The following is a 14000-nucleotide window of genomic DNA, read 5'->3' as shown; positions in this document are numbered from 1 at the left end:
ATCGACTGGAAAAACCGATGGAACCCCACCTAACCCGCCAATCCGCTCGGCCCCTTAGGACACTGACCGCCTCAGTAACGCCCACCAGGCATGGATTGTTCGCCCATATCCCGCCATCAACGAGCATGGTTCGGTCTTCATGAAGTACGTGGGCTGGAAGGTATGTAGGCGCACCAGAAGTTGACATCGCCACCTCCCACATCGGTACTCGGTGGTCTCTCCTCAGGCTTGGGTGGTGGGGTGTCTTGAAGAGGTAGACGTCGTTGCGTGTCAGGTCGAATGCAGGAATAACCAGGCGGACCCTGCTGTTGCCGAGCAGGCGATCTCCGAATTGTCGACGCACCGCTGCCTCAAGTGCTCGACCGTCGTATTTCGACCGCAAGAGGTGACGGGGCGTCCTCAGCAGTGAGTACCGAAAGATTCGAGGACCCTCTTCGAGGTAGAAGTCCAGAATCGATCGAGCCGACACACCTGCGCCGAGCGCGAGAGCAATGAGACCACCGGTCGAAGTTCCGGCAATCAGGTCGAAGTGGTCAACCACAGGAGAGCCGAGATCGTCTTCGAGAGCGGCTAGTGAAGCTGCGGTGAAGATCCCTCTCAAACCGCCGCCATCAAGGGATAGAACCTGGCAGCGCCCCTCCCAGGGCGGATTTCCATGGCCATTTGCTTCGGATGTCATAACTCAGATCATCTCCGATCATTGCGGAGGACCTGTCGAGCGCCTACCATCCGAGTTGCTAAACACGAGCAGGCGACCACTGGTCTCCTAGTTCTGAGAGGGGTCGACCTTCGGGTCGACCCCTCTTTTTCGTCCTGATTTGGATCTTCCTGTAATTACATCACGATAACTACAGCAAAATCAACCTTCTTGCCTATATTATAGTACGATCTTCTGGCTTTTTGTGCAGGTTTACTGCAATACTGAGCCTGTGATAGATGAAATCGCAGCACGTCAGCCATCTGTTGTCCTCGCCTTTCGGGCTGAGAACGTGCGATCTTTCCGAGACAGCGTGGAATTCTCTCTGATGGCGACTGGTCTGGCCGAGGACCGGTATGTACGGGCAGTGAATTGGAGGGAAGGTGGCTCACCAGTAGATGTGCTCGCAGCCGCCGGGATCTTTGGAGCGAACGGCTCCGGCAAGAGCAACTTGCTCAAGGTGATGGATGACATGCGTTGGCTTGTCCTCCATTCGTTTCGGCTGGGAGATCCAGAGGGGGGAGTTTCCCGGCGGCCATTCGTTCTCGACCGCTCCTGTCTAACCAAGCCGTCACGGTATGAAATCGACCTCGTTGTAGATGGTGTGCGTCACGAGTATGGCTTCCTTGTCGACGATCACCGAGTTCTCAGGGAGTGGGCGTACTGGTATCCCAAGGGTCGTGCAGCATTGATCTTTCGCCGAGAAGGAGAAGACGTAGAGGTGGGATCGGTTGATCGCCAGAAGACTCGCGCGGTCCAAGAGTTGATCCGACCGAATGCGCTTTTCTTGTCTACAGCTGCTTCTGCGAAGCACGGAGCACTTCTACCGTTATATCAGTGGTTCAGCCGGAACCTACTGCTAGCCCAGGCCGATTCCCGACCGTGGCGTCAGGCGCTGACTACTGAGATGCTTGGCGACGACGAATCCCGCCATCGAGTTTTGGAATTGCTTCAAGCAGCGGACCTTGGTGTGACAGGTGCCCGCAAGTCTGAACCAGACCCTGTAATGCAGGAGAGGCTTAGGCGCGCGGTAAGGATCTTGCAGGGGAACGAAGGTGAGCCAGAGGGGGATGAAGGGCCGACTTTCGAAGAACTCGGCGTTCGGTTGATTCATAGGGGCGTCGACGGTGAGGCAGTCGTGCTAGAAGCCGAAGATGAGTCATTCGGGACTCGGGTGTGGTTCGGTCTTATCGGACCTGTTGTTCAGGCTCTCGAACACGGGTCGGTCTTCCTTGCGGATGAAATCGATGCAAGTCTGCATCCGGCGCTCGTGACAGAGCTCGTGCGACTTTTCCAAGACCCGGAGACGAACCCTCGGCGCGCTCAGCTCGTATTCAACACGCATGACCCGACGCTTCTCGGAGACAGCGTTAGTGAGAGGCTTCTAGGACGCGACCAGATCTGGTTCACCGAAAAGAGCCACGACGGGAGTACGCGTCTCTACCCCCTCGCCGATCTTGATCCTCGTAGGCAGGAGGCGATCGGTAAGCGGTATCTCGATGGGAGGTACGGAGCGATCCCAATTCTCTCCCACCAGGAATTTGCGGCTGCTGTCGCATCCGAAGCAGTGGTCGCCCATTGACAGCCCGTCCAACCGGGGCACCTCGCCGTCCTAGGAATGTACGAGCTAGGCGGGAGATACTTGTCTTCACTGAGGGAGCAAGAACCGAAGAAGGCTACCTGTTGCCTTGGCGGCGGGAGTTTCGGGACCGTCTCTTGATCTCTGTTGATCCGTTCCATGGCGTGCCGATGTCGCTTGTCAACGAAGCAGTCAAGACGAAGAAGGACGAGTTGCGAGACCAGCGGAGAGGCCGAGGCCGGGCCCACGATGAGATCTGGTGCATGTTTGACATTGATGCACACCCGAACGTGAGAGAGGCCATCCAGAAGGCGGAAGACAACGGGATCCATCTGGCCATTTCAAATCCCTGCGTCGAGCTGTGGTTCATCCTCCACTTTGAGGATCGGACCTCCCATATTAGCCGGCAGGCTGCCCAATCGAGATCGTCCGAACTCCTGGGATGCGGAAAGAACCTGTCTCGCCGCGCGATGGACCTTCTCTTCGACCGTTTCGAAGACGCGCGCCAGCGAGCCCGCAGATTGGACGCCAAACACATAGGGGACGGTTCGCCGCCCAGGTCCAATCCCAGTTCAGGCGTTTGGGCACTCATCGAATCGATCAGGCAGTAGAACGGCGGCCACCAATCACCACCTGGCTGCATTGTCCCGCTGGACGACTTTGGCCAGGCACCCTGGGGGCTGGTGTAGTGCCCATTCCCAAGTTCTTTGCCACTTTCTACCCTGAACAGGGGGATCAGGCCCCCGAAACAGTTTCACGGCACGCCACAGTCCATCAGCCCACAGTTGCACACTTAACCCGGGACAACAGCCTTCTAGCAATCATGCTGTGCACACCCCTACTCCGCGAACAGCAAGACTGGATCGAAGAGGTTCGCGACTACTAGCCCAGCACTACTGGCGTCCCGCCTCCCTTTTGCTTACCCGATCACAAACGGGTCGCGGGTGGCGCCGGTGAGCTCGATCCAGACGGTTTTGGTCTGGAGGAAGCCGTCGAGGGCTTCGAGGCCGTTGTCCCGGCCGTAACCTGATTGCTTGAAGCCGCCGAAGGGGGCCATGTAGCTCACGTTGTGGTAGGTGTTGATCCACACCGTGCCCACCCGGAGTGCTCTCGACACTCGGTGGGCCCGGCGGATGTCGTTGGTCCAAATGCCGGCGGCTAGCCCGTAGTCGCTGTCGTTGGCCAGTTTGATCACCTCGTCTTCGTCTTCGAAGTCGAGCACCGCCAGCACCGGGCCGAACACCTCTTCCCTCACGATGGTGGACTGGTTGGTCACGTCGGTAATCACGGTAGGACGCACGAACCGCCCTCCCAGTTCAGAGTCGACCACTCCGCCGGCGGCAATGGTGGCTCCCTCGGTGCGGGCCTGGTCGATCATGGCCAGAATCCGGTCGCGCTGGGCGTCAGAGGCCGACGGTCCCATCTCGGTGGCCGGATCGGAGGGATCACCCAGCACCAGCTCATTGGCCCGGGCCACCACCCGGCCGACCACCTCGTCAACGATGTCGCGGTGGATGTAGGCTCTTGACCCGGCAATACACGTCTGTCCGCTGGCCGCGAAGATCCCGGCCAATAGCCCGTTGGTCACCGCCTCGGGGTCGGCGTCGGAGAAGATGATCTGGGGAGACTTGCCGCCCAGCTCCAGCACCGTGGGGGTCAAGTTGTCGGCCGCGGCCCGGGCCACGTGCTTGGCGGTGGCCCCGCCGCCGGTGAAGGTGATCTTGTCGATGTCGGGGTGAGAGGTGATGGCCGCGCCCACCTCGGCACCGCCGGTCACCACGTTGATGACTCCGGGGGGAAACCCGGCCTCCGCGGTCCGCTCGGCCAGCAACAGGGCGGTGACCGGGGTGATGTCGGAAGGTTTGACCACCACCGTGCAACCGGCGGCCAACAGCGGAGCGAGCTTCCAGGTCAACAGGGCCAATGGCGAGTTCCACGGGACGATGGCACCTACCACGCCGATGGGCTCGCGCTCGGTGTACACCAAGAAATTGGGCGACGGGCTGGGAAGCTGCTCCCCGCCGATCTTGTCGGCCATCCCGGCAAAGAAGTCGTAGTAGCCCTGCAAGCCCTTGGCCTGGGCCGATGTCTCGCGGATGATCTTGCCGTTGTCACGGGTCTCGACCTGGCCCAACAGCTCGGCGTCTCGGCTCAACAGCTCGCCCAAGCGGCGCATCAGCCGGGCCCGCTCAGTGGCGGCCATGGTGGCCCAGGGGCCGTCGGTAAACGCCCGCCGGGCAGCCCGAACCGCGTCGTCCACCGCGGCCGGGTCGTCGGCCACCTCGGCCCACGACTCCCCAGAGAATGGATTGGTTGTGGCCATGCGCCGGCCGTTGGGCGGGGGAGCGAACCCCCCGTCGATCCAGTTGTCGTAGGTCTCCATTACTGCTCCTATTCGATGATGGAGATGGCCTGTCCGGGGCAGCGGTCTACCGCCACCTCAGCCCGCGGTCGGGGCAAGAGGCCATCGCCAATGACCGATGAAATGACGATGTCGCCATCCAACTCGAACATCTCGGGTTCGAGCATCTCGCATATCCCACCGCCGATGCACAGCTCCTGATCAACCGCCACCCGCACCCTGCTGTCGCTGCCGGTAGTCAATTGGCCTCCTTTGGTTGCATGCCCACCGACAGCACGCCGTGGACGAAGTTCGACCGGGTTCGCATCGGCTCCGAGGTCTGCTCCAGGCAATGGTGTCGTCGACATCTCGAATCGGAGTATCCACCGCAATTCAAACTATCTTTGACAGCGAGAGCGTTTGGAAGCGAACAATTCGATGGCCACGAAACCCCCTTTGATCGGACTGCCGGGTCGGCGCAAGCGGGCCTCGGAGATGTCTGGCTTTCCCGAGGTGTTCGACGACCGTGATATCGATCTGTATTTCGCCGACTACGCCCGCGGCGTGATCGAAGCCGGGGGCATTCCCGTTCATCTCCCCATCGAAATCGACATTGCCGCGGTCAGCGAACGGCTTGACGGGATCGTGCTGCCCGGGGGGACCGACATCGACCCGATTCGCTACGGAGCCGAACCCCGCCCCGAGCTGCTGGCCCCTGAACAGGAGCGCGATGACCTGGAGCTCGGGCTGCTATCGGCTGCGTTGGATGCCGATATCCCCGTCCTCGGCATCTGCCGGGGCATTCAGGTCATCAACGTCCACCAGGGCGGCACCCTTCACCAACACGTTCCCGAGCACGGCCGGTTCGATCTTCCCATCGACACCGCCATCCATCAGGTGAGCTTCGCTGAAGGATCGATCCTGGGCGAGCTGTACGGCCCGTCTGCTGAGGTCAACAGCCTCCACCACCAAACGGTGGATCAGCTCGGCCGCGACCTCACCGTCACCGCAAAGTCCGACGACGGTGCCATCGAGGGCTTGGAGATGGGCGATCTGGTGGTCGCCGTCCAATGGCACCCCGAGATGATGCCCACCCGCCCCACCGACCCCATCTTCGGCTGGCTGGTCGAACGGGCCTGCCGCTAGTCCGGCTAGGGGGATCACTCCAGCCGGTGGCCGCGCACCAGTGCGGCTATGCGGTCGAGCCAATCTGAGGTTTCGGGCCATTCCCCATTAGTCAGGCTCGCATTTGGTCGGACTCGACGATGGCGGTGACTGTCTTGCGGCCGAGTCCAGAGACTTCGGCGATTTGTCGAAGTGAGGCTCCGACGCGGTGGGCCACCCGGATCATGTCATCGCGGATCACCATCTCCTTGTGGGCACGCTCGGAGCTGAGGCCGACTACCGACAAGGCAGCGCCTACCTCCCCCTCTAGTCCACTCCGGTACTTGTCCATCGCAGCTTCAGCTGCGGAAACGTCTGCTTCTCGATAGCTCATGGCTGCTCCCGTAGTCCGTCGGCCAGCTTGTCTCGAATCGACATCAACATCGGAACCCGAGGCGACAGATCGCCAACCGCCTCGGCGTTGCTCAGATGCGCCAGCACCATGCCCATCAGTTCCAATGCTTCGATTCGCTCTAGCTCTATGTGAACCACTGGTCCAATATTAGCCACTTGTGGCTCTATTCGGACCAGATCGAAAGCCGGTGAATTCGCCGGACATGTCGGGCGGGCCGTAGTAGATGCGGTTGAGGGATCGGCGGGCGAACTTCCACTGGCCGTCTTCCCGGCAGTACTCGTCGTCGTAGTAGCCGTACATGGTCATGGGGTCTTCACCAGGACGCTTGAAGTGCTCGATCACATACCAGCGCCCGGTGCCGGTGCCCGTATCTTCGTCGAGGTCGGCCCAGCCGTTGAGGTAGAGGTGGATCACTCCGTCGAGGCGGGCCAGCATGCCCTGCCAACTAGATGTAAGGCGGTCCCCACTATGTGCGGCTCAGGAAAACGGCTGGCCGGAGTCCCAGAATCCCAGTGCGCGCATCTCGTCGTGCAGGCGGTTTGCTTCCTCGCGTGAGACGCGCCCTTCATCAGCGGCACGAACCAGAAGCTTGCGAATGCGTTCGTAGGGGTAGTCGTGGTCGGCGTTTAGCCGGTCGAGCACCTTGAACGCATCGGCATCGTCGGTTGCGATTGTCCACCCTCGTGTATGGGAGATCGCGACGCATGCCGCCTCGCCGGGTCCGAGGCCGACATTCAGCCCGTGCGCGGGGGCATCGCTGCTTTGGAGCTGTGCGGCCAGCAGCAGCTCTTCAGAAGTCATCGCAACGGTAACGAGACTCCCGTTGTCGTAGAGATCATCGATGCGTTTGATCCGGTCGAATGGCTCGAACTCATTATCGGAGGACTCTGATTCCGCAGCCGCCTCAGCCGCGGCCTCGTAGTGCCTTATCGCCTGTCTCATTTCGGAGAGCAATTCTGACTTTGGGGAAGTTCCCTCCGGCGGCCTTCTGTCCTCAGGGTCGTATACCGCCAATGGAACTTGGAGTGGTCTGCCCAGGAGGTCGGCTAGTAGTGCCTCCCGCCCGACTAACAGGAAGTACATCAGCACCACGGTGTCGATGATGTGAGAACCCTCAGACAACACCTGTGACCTCAAACTCGTTGAACTCAGTTTCAAGATACGGCGACTCTTGCTCCACATCGCCGAGGGGGCTGCCGAGGACCTGCACAATGTCAGGCAAGGCCAGCCCGGCGAATGCGGCGGCGCTAGGAGGCGACATGATCTCCGTTACCACCGCCTGACGCAGCATTCGCAAGAAAGAACGGGGGAAGCGTCGAATCCGCCACAGCTCGCGATCCTGGACGTCTTCTTCGGGATGAATGACGTAACCGAGTGCTCGCGCTAGCGACACTGGACGAACGGAAGTCCTGAAATCGGCATAAGTGTCCTGCGTAATCGCATTCATCTGGCGTAGTCGGACGAGCGCCGTGGGCCATGACACCTTGAAGTACCGCTGGATGTGGATTATGTCGACCGGGTCCTTGATGCGAGGCGGCAGGCCGAGCTCTTCGGCGAAGCGTCGGACTCCTTCACTCGGCATGAGGAACTCACCCGCGAATGCGTCAGCGAAAATCTCGCGTGGGCCCCTGCCGTGCGAAAGCACCTGGTTGGTCTCATCACTGTGAAACAGGGCATGCGCCAATTCGTGCGCGACGGTGAACCGACGCCGGCCAGGTGTCATGTCGAGGTTGACCAAGATCGCAAATCCCACCTCAGGGTGCTTGAGAAATGCGCCCGACGGAGAGACTTGGAGATCCGGTCCGAGAGGTGCGCGGTATATGGCGATACCGAGAGCCTCGCAAACAGGGTCAAGATCGGAGATTGGGGCTGAGCCGAGACGAAGGTAGTCGCGTACCTCTTCCGCCTTGCGGCGGATGTCGTCCTTCTGCGAGAAATTCTGCCGAAATACGAAAGGGCTCTGAGACAGACCCCGGATGGGTTCGTCCACGATTCGAGCTAGCTCGGCGAAGCGATCAAGGAACTGGACGAACTCACGGATACCCGGCGTGGCACCAGGGTCGACGCCGTCATTGGCACGTAACAGCATGCTCGCTAAGTCGTCGGCGTCCGGGTCGACGTCGCGGCCTTCGACGAGATCGATTAGTTCGATGCCGTAGAGCCGGGCCATGGCGCCCAGTTGCCGATCGTTCGGGGTTCTGGTGCCTGCTTCCCAGTACGACACCATCGCCCGGTTGATGCCTAGGACGGCACCCACATCGTCTTGCGAGTAGCGGGCGCTCGTGCGAGCACGCGCCAGCGTCTCTCCCAACTGGCTCATCAGACTTCCCCATTCTCCCCGCGGCAAGCTAGTTACGTATTTTGGCTTATTTTATCTAATCGCGCAACAAATAAAACTTGCTGTCTACGCCACCCCCGGCATTACGCACAGCATTTCGAACAGCAGGTTGGCGGCGGTGAGGGAGGTGGCGCCGGTGGGGTCGTAGATGGGGGACACCTCCACCAGGTCGCAGCCAACCAGGTTGAGGCCCCGGCAGCCTCGGATGATCTCGAGGGCCTGGGGCGCGGTGAGGCCGCCGATTTCGGGGGTGCCGGTGCCGGGGGCGAACGCCGGGTCGAGCGCGTCGATGTCGAAGCTCATGTACACCGGCCCGCCGCCCACTTTCTCCCGCACCTCGGCCATGAGTGGCTCCAGCGAGCGGTTCCAGCACTCCTCCACCTGAACCACCCGGAAGCCCTGCTCCCTCGACCAGTCGAAGTCGTCGGCGGCATAACCGGTGCCCCGCACGCCGATCTGGGCCACCCGCTGGGTATCGAGCAGCCCTTCCTCCACTGCCCGGCGAAACGGTGTGCCGTGGGCGATGGCCTCGCCGAACATGTGCTCGTTGATGTCGGTGTGGGCATCCACATGGATCAACCCCAGCGGCCCGTGCTTGCGCCGCATGGCCCGCATGATGGGCAGGGCGATGGTGTGGTCGCCCCCCATGGTCACCGCGATCACGTCGTGGCCCAGGAGCTCGTCGTAGAAGGCCTCAATGCGGGCCACCGCGTCGGCCAGGTCGTACGGGTTGGTGGCCACGTCGCCGATGTCGTCAATGCGCAGGCTGTCGAACGGCGCCGCCCTCGTGGCCATGTTGTAGGGGCGAATCAGCACCGACTCGTTGCGGATGCCCCTCGGACCGAAGCGGGCCCCCGGCCGGTTGGACGTGCCGATGTCGATCGGCGCGCCCACGACGGCGACATCGAGATCGGCCGCCGCCGACCGGCCGGGAAGCCGCATGAAGGTGGCGATGCCCGCGAAGCGGGGCATCTGATTGCCCCCGAGGGGTTGAGGCATGTCTGCCACCTTAGATCCCTTCCGCCTTACGGGATTTCGGGGCTTAGCCCTTGGCCTCGATGAAGGCGTCGGAGAACTTCACCTCGAAGTCGCCGGTGTCCACGATCTCCTCCAAGATCTCCACCGGGGCCACTCCGGGAGTGCTGAGGAAGTCCTGGAGATCCTCATCGAGCCCGCCGAATGCGGCCGCATTCGGGGTGGAGTAGTAGTTCCAGTTCGACAGTGCGGCGCCCTGCTCGGCGGTCAGCAGCCAGTTGATGAACGTGTGGGCCGTACACGGGCTGCCGGCGTCGAAGGGGATCGCCATGTTGTCGATCCAGCGGGTGCCGCCCTCGTCGGGCACGAAGTACACGTAGCGCGACGGGTCGTCGGTCTCCAGGAACTGGGTGAACATGTCGCCGGAGTAGCCGTGGGCGATCACTGTCTCGCCGGTGGTGAGGAACTCGTCGGCCGAGTCGGTGTTGAACGCCGCCAGGTGATCTCGGGTGCTGGCCACCAGATCTTTGGCCTCTTCCAGCTCGCCTTCGTCGGTGGAGTTCAGCGAGTAGCCCAGATACTTCAGCGCTGCGCCGATCGTCTCCCGAGGATCGTTGAGCAGCGAGATCGAGCCGCTGTACTCATCGGCGAGGGCGTGATCGAAGATCAGACCCCAGGTGCGGGGGAAGTCGGTGCCCAGCGCCGCGGTGTCCACCGCGATGCCGGTGGTGCCCCATTGGTAGGGAACCGAGTAGTCGCCCGCCGGGTCGTAGATCAGGTTTTGGAAATCGTTGGAGATGTTGGCGATGTTGGGGATGGCGGCTTTGTTCAGCGGCTGGACGGTCCCGCCGGCGATGAGGATGGCCACCATGTAGTCCGACGGCACGATCAGGTCATAGCCCGAGTTGCCAGCCGCCACGATGGGCTGCATGGCCTCGTTGGAGTCGTAGACGTCCATGGTCACGCTCACATCGAACTCGTCTTCGAACGCGGCGAGTTGCTCTTCGTCGATGTACTCGGCCCAGTTGTAGATGTTGAGGTTGCCGTCGGTCTCATTGACCTCGCAGTCGGCGATTGCCCCCCCCTCATCGTCGTCGTTGCCGCACGCAGCGGCTACCAGCGCAAAGGCCAGCAGCACGGCAAGCAGCCAGAACAGTCGTTTCTGTTTCATTGGTATATCCCCTCTTTGGGTTGGGTATTGGTATTGGGTTTGGCGGACATTGCTTGCCGGGCGGCGCGCAGCGATGGGCGGCCGGTGCGGCCGCTGAACTGCTGGAAGGCCAGCGACAGGGCGACGAGGAAAACCGATGCGGCCAGCATGATCACCGAGGTGGCGTTGATCAGCGGCGTGACCCCCCGGCGGATGAGGCCGAACACGAACACCGGGAGGGTGGTGGCGCCCGGGCCGGCGGCGAACTGGGTGATGACCACGTCGTCGAGCGACAGGGTGAGGGCCAGCAGGGCCCCGCCGGCCACGCCGGGCACGATCTGGGGGAAGGTCACATAGCGAAACGTCTTCCACCGGGTGGCGTAGAGGTCGAGGGCGGCCTCCTCCAGCACCTCGCTCATTCCCGCCAGTCGAGCCCGCACCACCACCGACACGAAGCTGATGTTGAAGGCGATGTGGCTGATGGTGATGGAGCCCAATCCCTTCTGGACATCCCAGCCGAACACCGAGTCGAGAATCTCGAAGAACTCGGCGAAGAACAGCAGCATCATCACCGCCATGGTCACGTCGGGGATGATGATGGGGAGATAGAGCAGGGCGTCGAACACCTTGCGGCCCTTGAACTTGAACCGCTCCAAGGCCAGGGCGGCCAGCGTGCCCAGCACCACCGAGATGACCGTGGAGAGCAGGGCCACTCGGATCGATACCCACACCGCGTTCTGGAGCTGGCTGTGCTCGACGAAGTCTTGGTACCACTCCAGCGTGAAGCCGCCCCACCGGCCCACGTTGCGGTCGTCGCTGAAGGAGAACACGATCAGCACGAAGATGGGGGCGAAGAAGAACAGGTAGACGAGCCAGGAGTGGGCCGTGAGGGCGATCTTGGTGGTGCCCCGGGGCTGGACGGTGCTGCTCATAGGTTCCGGCCCCCGGTTCGGAAGTACACCAAGGTGGCGACCAGCATCACCGCCATCAGCACGAACGACAGCGACGCCCCCACCGGCCAATTCCTGGCGGTGAGGAATTGGGTGACGATGTAGGAACCGAGCAGGGTGGTCTTGGCCCCGCCCAGGATCTCGGGGGTCACATAGGCGCCCAGGCTGGGCACGAACACCAGGATCGACCCGGCGATCACCCCGGGCATCGACAGCGGGAGCAGAACCCGCCGGAACGTCTGGAAGCCCGACGCGTAGAGGTCGCGACTGGCCTCGACCAGGCTGAGGTCGATCCGCTCGATGGACGCGTAGAGGGGCAGCACCATGAACGGCAAGAAGCCGTAGACCAGCCCGATAACCACCGCCGAGGTGGTGAACAGCAGCTCTCGCTCTCCCAGGCCGAGGGCTTCGGAGATGTTGGTGAAGAGCCCGTCGTTGCCCAACAGCACCCGCCAGGCGTAGTTGCGGACCAGGAAGTTGGTCCAGAACGGGATCATCACGAAGACGAGCATCAGGTTGCGGACCAGGGGCGTCCGGGTGGCGATGAAGTAGGCGAACGGGTAGGCCACCACCAGACAGATCAGCGTGGTGAGGATGGCCAGCCACAGCGACCGGAACAGGATGTCCCGAACGATGGGCTCGCCCAGTTTGCGATAGGCGTCGAGGTTCCAGCCCGAGAGGTCGGTACCGCCGAACCGGTTCCGAGTGGCGAACGAGTAGATCATCACGATCCCCAGCGGGACGGCGAAGAACAGCACCAGGTAGGCGTAGGCCGGGAGCGACAGCAGGAAGCCTCGCCGAGATGCGGCCCGCTCGGCGGCCTTCTCGAACTCGGGAGTGGCGACGGCCGCGTCCTCGAGTCCCTCGGGCCGGTCGGCGACCATCGTCATGCCCGCACCACCGAGATCGCGTCGAGCGTCCACGACACGGCCACTTCTTGGCCGACATGGGGCCGGTAGCCGCCGGGCTGGTTCTCGCGGCGGACCTCCAGCCGGGCCCAGTCGAGCGCCACCGTGTACACCAGCGCGTTGCCCAGATAGGTCACGCCCTCCAGGCGGCCGACCACCGATTGCTGATCAGCAGGGACTTCTTCGGGTGGGTGCATCCCGGCCCGCTCCGGTCGCAGGCACACCGCCACCCGGGTGCCGACGGGGAGGTCCGACTTGCCGGGTATGTGCACCCCGTTGGCCAGGCACACCGTGTTGTTCGACACCACGGAGGCATCGAGCAGGTTGGTCTGGCCTATGAAGTTGGCCACGAAGCGATTCACCGGGTGCTCGTAGATCTCCGCCGGGGTTCCCACCTGGAGGAGATCGCCCTCGTTCATCACCCCGATCCGATCGGCCATGGTCAGGGCCTCTTCTTGATCATGGGTGACGAAGACGAAGGTTATGCCCACCTCGCGCTGAAGCGCCTTCAGCTCGCCCTGCATCTCTTGGCGCAGCTTGAGGTCGAGGGCGCCCAGCGGTTCGTCGAGCAGCAGCACCTTGGGCCGGTTGACCAGCGCTCGGGCCAGCGCCACCCGCTGGCGCTGGCCGCCTGACAGCTGCTGGGACCGGCGCTGCTCCAAGCCCTCGAGGCGAACCAGGCTGATGGCCTCCTGCACCCGGTCGGCGATCTCGGTTTTGGCCACTCGCTGCATCTTGAGCCCGAAGGCCACGTTGGCCTCCACCGTCATGTGGGGGAACAGGGCGTAGTCCTGGAAGACGGTGTTGACCGGGCGCTTGTTGGGCGGCAGCGTGCCGGCCTCGTTGCCGAAGATCTTGAGGCTGCCCTCGGTGGGAAACTCCAGCCCGGCGACCATGCGCAATGTGGTGGTCTTGCCGCAGCCCGAAGGCCCCAGCAGGGCGAAGAACTCGCCGTCGGCGATCTCCAGGTCCACGTTGTCCACCGCCACCACCGAGCCGAAGCGCTTGGTGATGGCCGAGAGCTCCACCGCGGCGGTCTGGCCGCTCACCGGATCGTTCCCCCCGTCGCTCATCAGCCTGTGCCCCAGCTGTAGGTCTGCTTGACCAGCCGCAGGTAGTTCAGCGTTTCCAAGGTCACCACGCCGGGAATGGCCCGGATGCGGTCGTTGACCACCGACATGAAGGCGTCGCTGTTGGCGCACACAATCTCGGTGATGATGTCGAACCGCCCGGCCACGATGATCACGTACTCGGCCTCGCTGATCTCGGCGATGGCGTCGGCCACGCACCGGGCATCTCCCGACACGGTGACCCCCACCAAAGCTTGGTAGCCCAGTCCCAGCGCCACCGGGTCGGTCACCGCCACCACCTGGATGACCCCCCGCTCGATCAGACGGTTGACCCGTTGGCGGGTGGCGGCCTGGGACAGCCCGACCAGCGGCGCGATCTGGGCGTGGGGCAGCCGGCCATCAACTTGCAGCTCGCGGATGATGGCCTTGTCGATGTCGTCGAGATCGAATACCGCGGTCATCGGTCCACCTTC

Annotated in this window: 16 protein-coding genes and 1 pseudogene; 3 read left to right on the top strand and 14 right to left on the bottom strand. The window is 62.6% G+C overall.

Translation table 11 applies throughout. From position 1 onward, the window contains the following. The coding region (locus OXG30_03115) for a CBASS cGAMP-activated phospholipase (protein MCY4133890.1) at window positions 1-679 on the bottom strand (679 nt) is incomplete at its 3' end. 250 nt (window positions 680-929) lie between these two features. On the opposite strand from OXG30_03115, the gene OXG30_03110 reads away from it, so the two are divergent. Together OXG30_03110 and OXG30_03105 are read left to right on the top strand one after the other, a co-directional pair. Then, window positions 930-2279 carry an ATP-binding protein gene (locus tag OXG30_03110; GenBank protein MCY4133889.1) on the top strand — a complete coding sequence of 450 codons (1350 nt, stop codon included), beginning with the start codon at window positions 930-932 and terminating at the stop codon, window positions 2277-2279. Continuing rightward, entirely contained in the window at window positions 2276-2887 is a 612-nt protein-coding gene (locus OXG30_03105) for an RloB family protein (protein ID MCY4133888.1), read from the top strand. The genes OXG30_03110 and OXG30_03105 overlap by 4 nt, the downstream gene beginning before the upstream one ends. Window positions 2888-3195: 308 nt before the next feature. Here the strand turns inward: OXG30_03105 and OXG30_03100 are convergent, their stop codons facing one another. Both OXG30_03100 and OXG30_03095 read right to left on the bottom strand, forming a co-directional pair. Beyond that, entirely contained in the window at window positions 3196-4659 is a 1464-nt protein-coding gene (locus OXG30_03100) for an aldehyde dehydrogenase (GenBank protein ID MCY4133887.1), read from the bottom strand. 8 nt (window positions 4660-4667) lie between these two features. Next, window positions 4668-4856, bottom strand: coding sequence for a ferredoxin (locus OXG30_03095; GenBank protein MCY4133886.1), 189 nt, complete (start codon window positions 4854-4856; stop codon window positions 4668-4670). A gap of 199 nt (window positions 4857-5055) precedes the next feature. Between OXG30_03095 and OXG30_03090 the strand changes: the two genes are divergently transcribed. Beyond that, the gene (locus tag OXG30_03090) at window positions 5056-5763 is read left to right on the top strand and encodes a gamma-glutamyl-gamma-aminobutyrate hydrolase family protein (GenBank protein ID MCY4133885.1); all 708 of its coding nucleotides are present in this window, start codon (window positions 5056-5058) and stop codon (window positions 5761-5763) included. Between the two features lie 91 nt (window positions 5764-5854). Here the strand turns inward: OXG30_03090 and OXG30_03085 are convergent, their stop codons facing one another. The 11 genes and pseudogenes from OXG30_03085 to OXG30_03035 all read right to left on the bottom strand — a co-directional run bounded on the left by OXG30_03085 (window position 5855) and on the right by OXG30_03035 (window position 13988). Then, window positions 5855-6115, bottom strand: coding sequence for a hypothetical protein (locus tag OXG30_03085; GenBank protein ID MCY4133884.1), 261 nt, complete (start codon window positions 6113-6115; stop codon window positions 5855-5857). After that, window positions 6112-6273 carry a hypothetical protein gene (locus tag OXG30_03080; protein MCY4133883.1) on the bottom strand — a complete coding sequence of 54 codons (162 nt, stop codon included), beginning with the start codon at window positions 6271-6273 and terminating at the stop codon, window positions 6112-6114. The genes OXG30_03085 and OXG30_03080 overlap by 4 nt, the downstream gene beginning before the upstream one ends. Window positions 6274-6283: 10 nt before the next feature. Continuing rightward, a pseudogene (locus OXG30_03075) lies at window positions 6284-6586 on the bottom strand (nuclear transport factor 2 family protein). A 27-nt stretch (window positions 6587-6613) separates the two neighbouring features. Further along, window positions 6614-7258 carry a hypothetical protein gene (locus OXG30_03070; GenBank protein ID MCY4133882.1) on the bottom strand — a complete coding sequence of 215 codons (645 nt, stop codon included), beginning with the start codon at window positions 7256-7258 and terminating at the stop codon, window positions 6614-6616. Then, window positions 7251-8456, bottom strand: a complete 1206-nt coding sequence (locus OXG30_03065) for an XRE family transcriptional regulator (GenBank protein ID MCY4133881.1) — start codon at window positions 8454-8456, stop codon at window positions 7251-7253. Before OXG30_03065 ends, OXG30_03070 begins: the two co-directional genes overlap by 8 nt. Window positions 8457-8540: 84 nt before the next feature. Next, complete coding sequence (gene speB, locus OXG30_03060) at window positions 8541-9473, bottom strand: agmatinase (protein MCY4133880.1); 933 nt, start codon at window positions 9471-9473, stop codon at window positions 8541-8543. A gap of 43 nt (window positions 9474-9516) precedes the next feature. After that, entirely contained in the window at window positions 9517-10620 is a 1104-nt protein-coding gene (locus tag OXG30_03055) for a spermidine/putrescine ABC transporter substrate-binding protein (protein ID MCY4133879.1), read from the bottom strand. After that, the gene (locus OXG30_03050; protein MCY4133878.1) at window positions 10617-11531 is read right to left on the bottom strand and encodes an ABC transporter permease; all 915 of its coding nucleotides are present in this window, start codon (window positions 11529-11531) and stop codon (window positions 10617-10619) included. Before OXG30_03050 ends, OXG30_03055 begins: the two co-directional genes overlap by 4 nt. Further along, on the bottom strand, window positions 11528-12472 hold the full coding sequence (locus tag OXG30_03045) for an ABC transporter permease (GenBank protein MCY4133877.1): 945 nt from the start codon (window positions 12470-12472) through the stop codon (window positions 11528-11530). The genes OXG30_03050 and OXG30_03045 overlap by 4 nt, the downstream gene beginning before the upstream one ends. Beyond that, window positions 12436-13530 (bottom strand): ABC transporter ATP-binding protein, encoded by a 1095-nt coding sequence (locus OXG30_03040; GenBank protein ID MCY4133876.1) that lies wholly within the window; start codon window positions 13528-13530, stop codon window positions 12436-12438. The genes OXG30_03045 and OXG30_03040 overlap by 37 nt, the downstream gene beginning before the upstream one ends. After that, window positions 13530-13988 (bottom strand): Lrp/AsnC family transcriptional regulator, encoded by a 459-nt coding sequence (locus OXG30_03035; GenBank protein ID MCY4133875.1) that lies wholly within the window; start codon window positions 13986-13988, stop codon window positions 13530-13532. The genes OXG30_03040 and OXG30_03035 overlap by 1 nt, the downstream gene beginning before the upstream one ends. Between the last annotated feature and the right edge of the window lie 12 nt (window positions 13989-14000).

The organism is bacterium (genome assembly GCA_026708015.1).
Lineage (GTDB): Bacteria > Actinomycetota > Acidimicrobiia > Acidimicrobiales > Bin134 > Poriferisocius.
This window is presented reverse-complemented; position numbering and strand designations above follow the sequence as displayed.

Excerpts from the sequence above, each read along its gene's own strand:
- OXG30_03035 (MCY4133875.1), bottom strand. The coding sequence starts at position 13,988 with ATGACCGCGGTATTCGATCTCGACGACATCGACAAGGCCATCATCCGC.
- speB (MCY4133880.1), bottom strand. The coding sequence starts at position 9,473 with ATGCCTCAACCCCTCGGGGGCAATCAGATGCCCCGCTTCGCGGGCATC.
- OXG30_03055 (MCY4133879.1), bottom strand. The coding sequence starts at position 10,620 with ATGAAACAGAAACGACTGTTCTGGCTGCTTGCCGTGCTGCTGGCCTTT.
- OXG30_03040 (MCY4133876.1), bottom strand. The coding sequence starts at position 13,530 with ATGAGCGACGGGGGGAACGATCCGGTGAGCGGCCAGACCGCCGCGGTG.
- OXG30_03100 (MCY4133887.1), bottom strand. The coding sequence starts at position 4,659 with ATGGAGACCTACGACAACTGGATCGACGGGGGGTTCGCTCCCCCGCCC.
- OXG30_03085 (MCY4133884.1), bottom strand. The coding sequence starts at position 6,115 with ATGAGCTATCGAGAAGCAGACGTTTCCGCAGCTGAAGCTGCGATGGAC.
- OXG30_03065 (MCY4133881.1), bottom strand. The coding sequence starts at position 8,456 with ATGAGCCAGTTGGGAGAGACGCTGGCGCGTGCTCGCACGAGCGCCCGC.
- OXG30_03050 (MCY4133878.1), bottom strand. The coding sequence starts at position 11,531 with ATGAGCAGCACCGTCCAGCCCCGGGGCACCACCAAGATCGCCCTCACG.
- OXG30_03090 (MCY4133885.1), top strand. The coding sequence starts at position 5,056 with ATGGCCACGAAACCCCCTTTGATCGGACTGCCGGGTCGGCGCAAGCGG.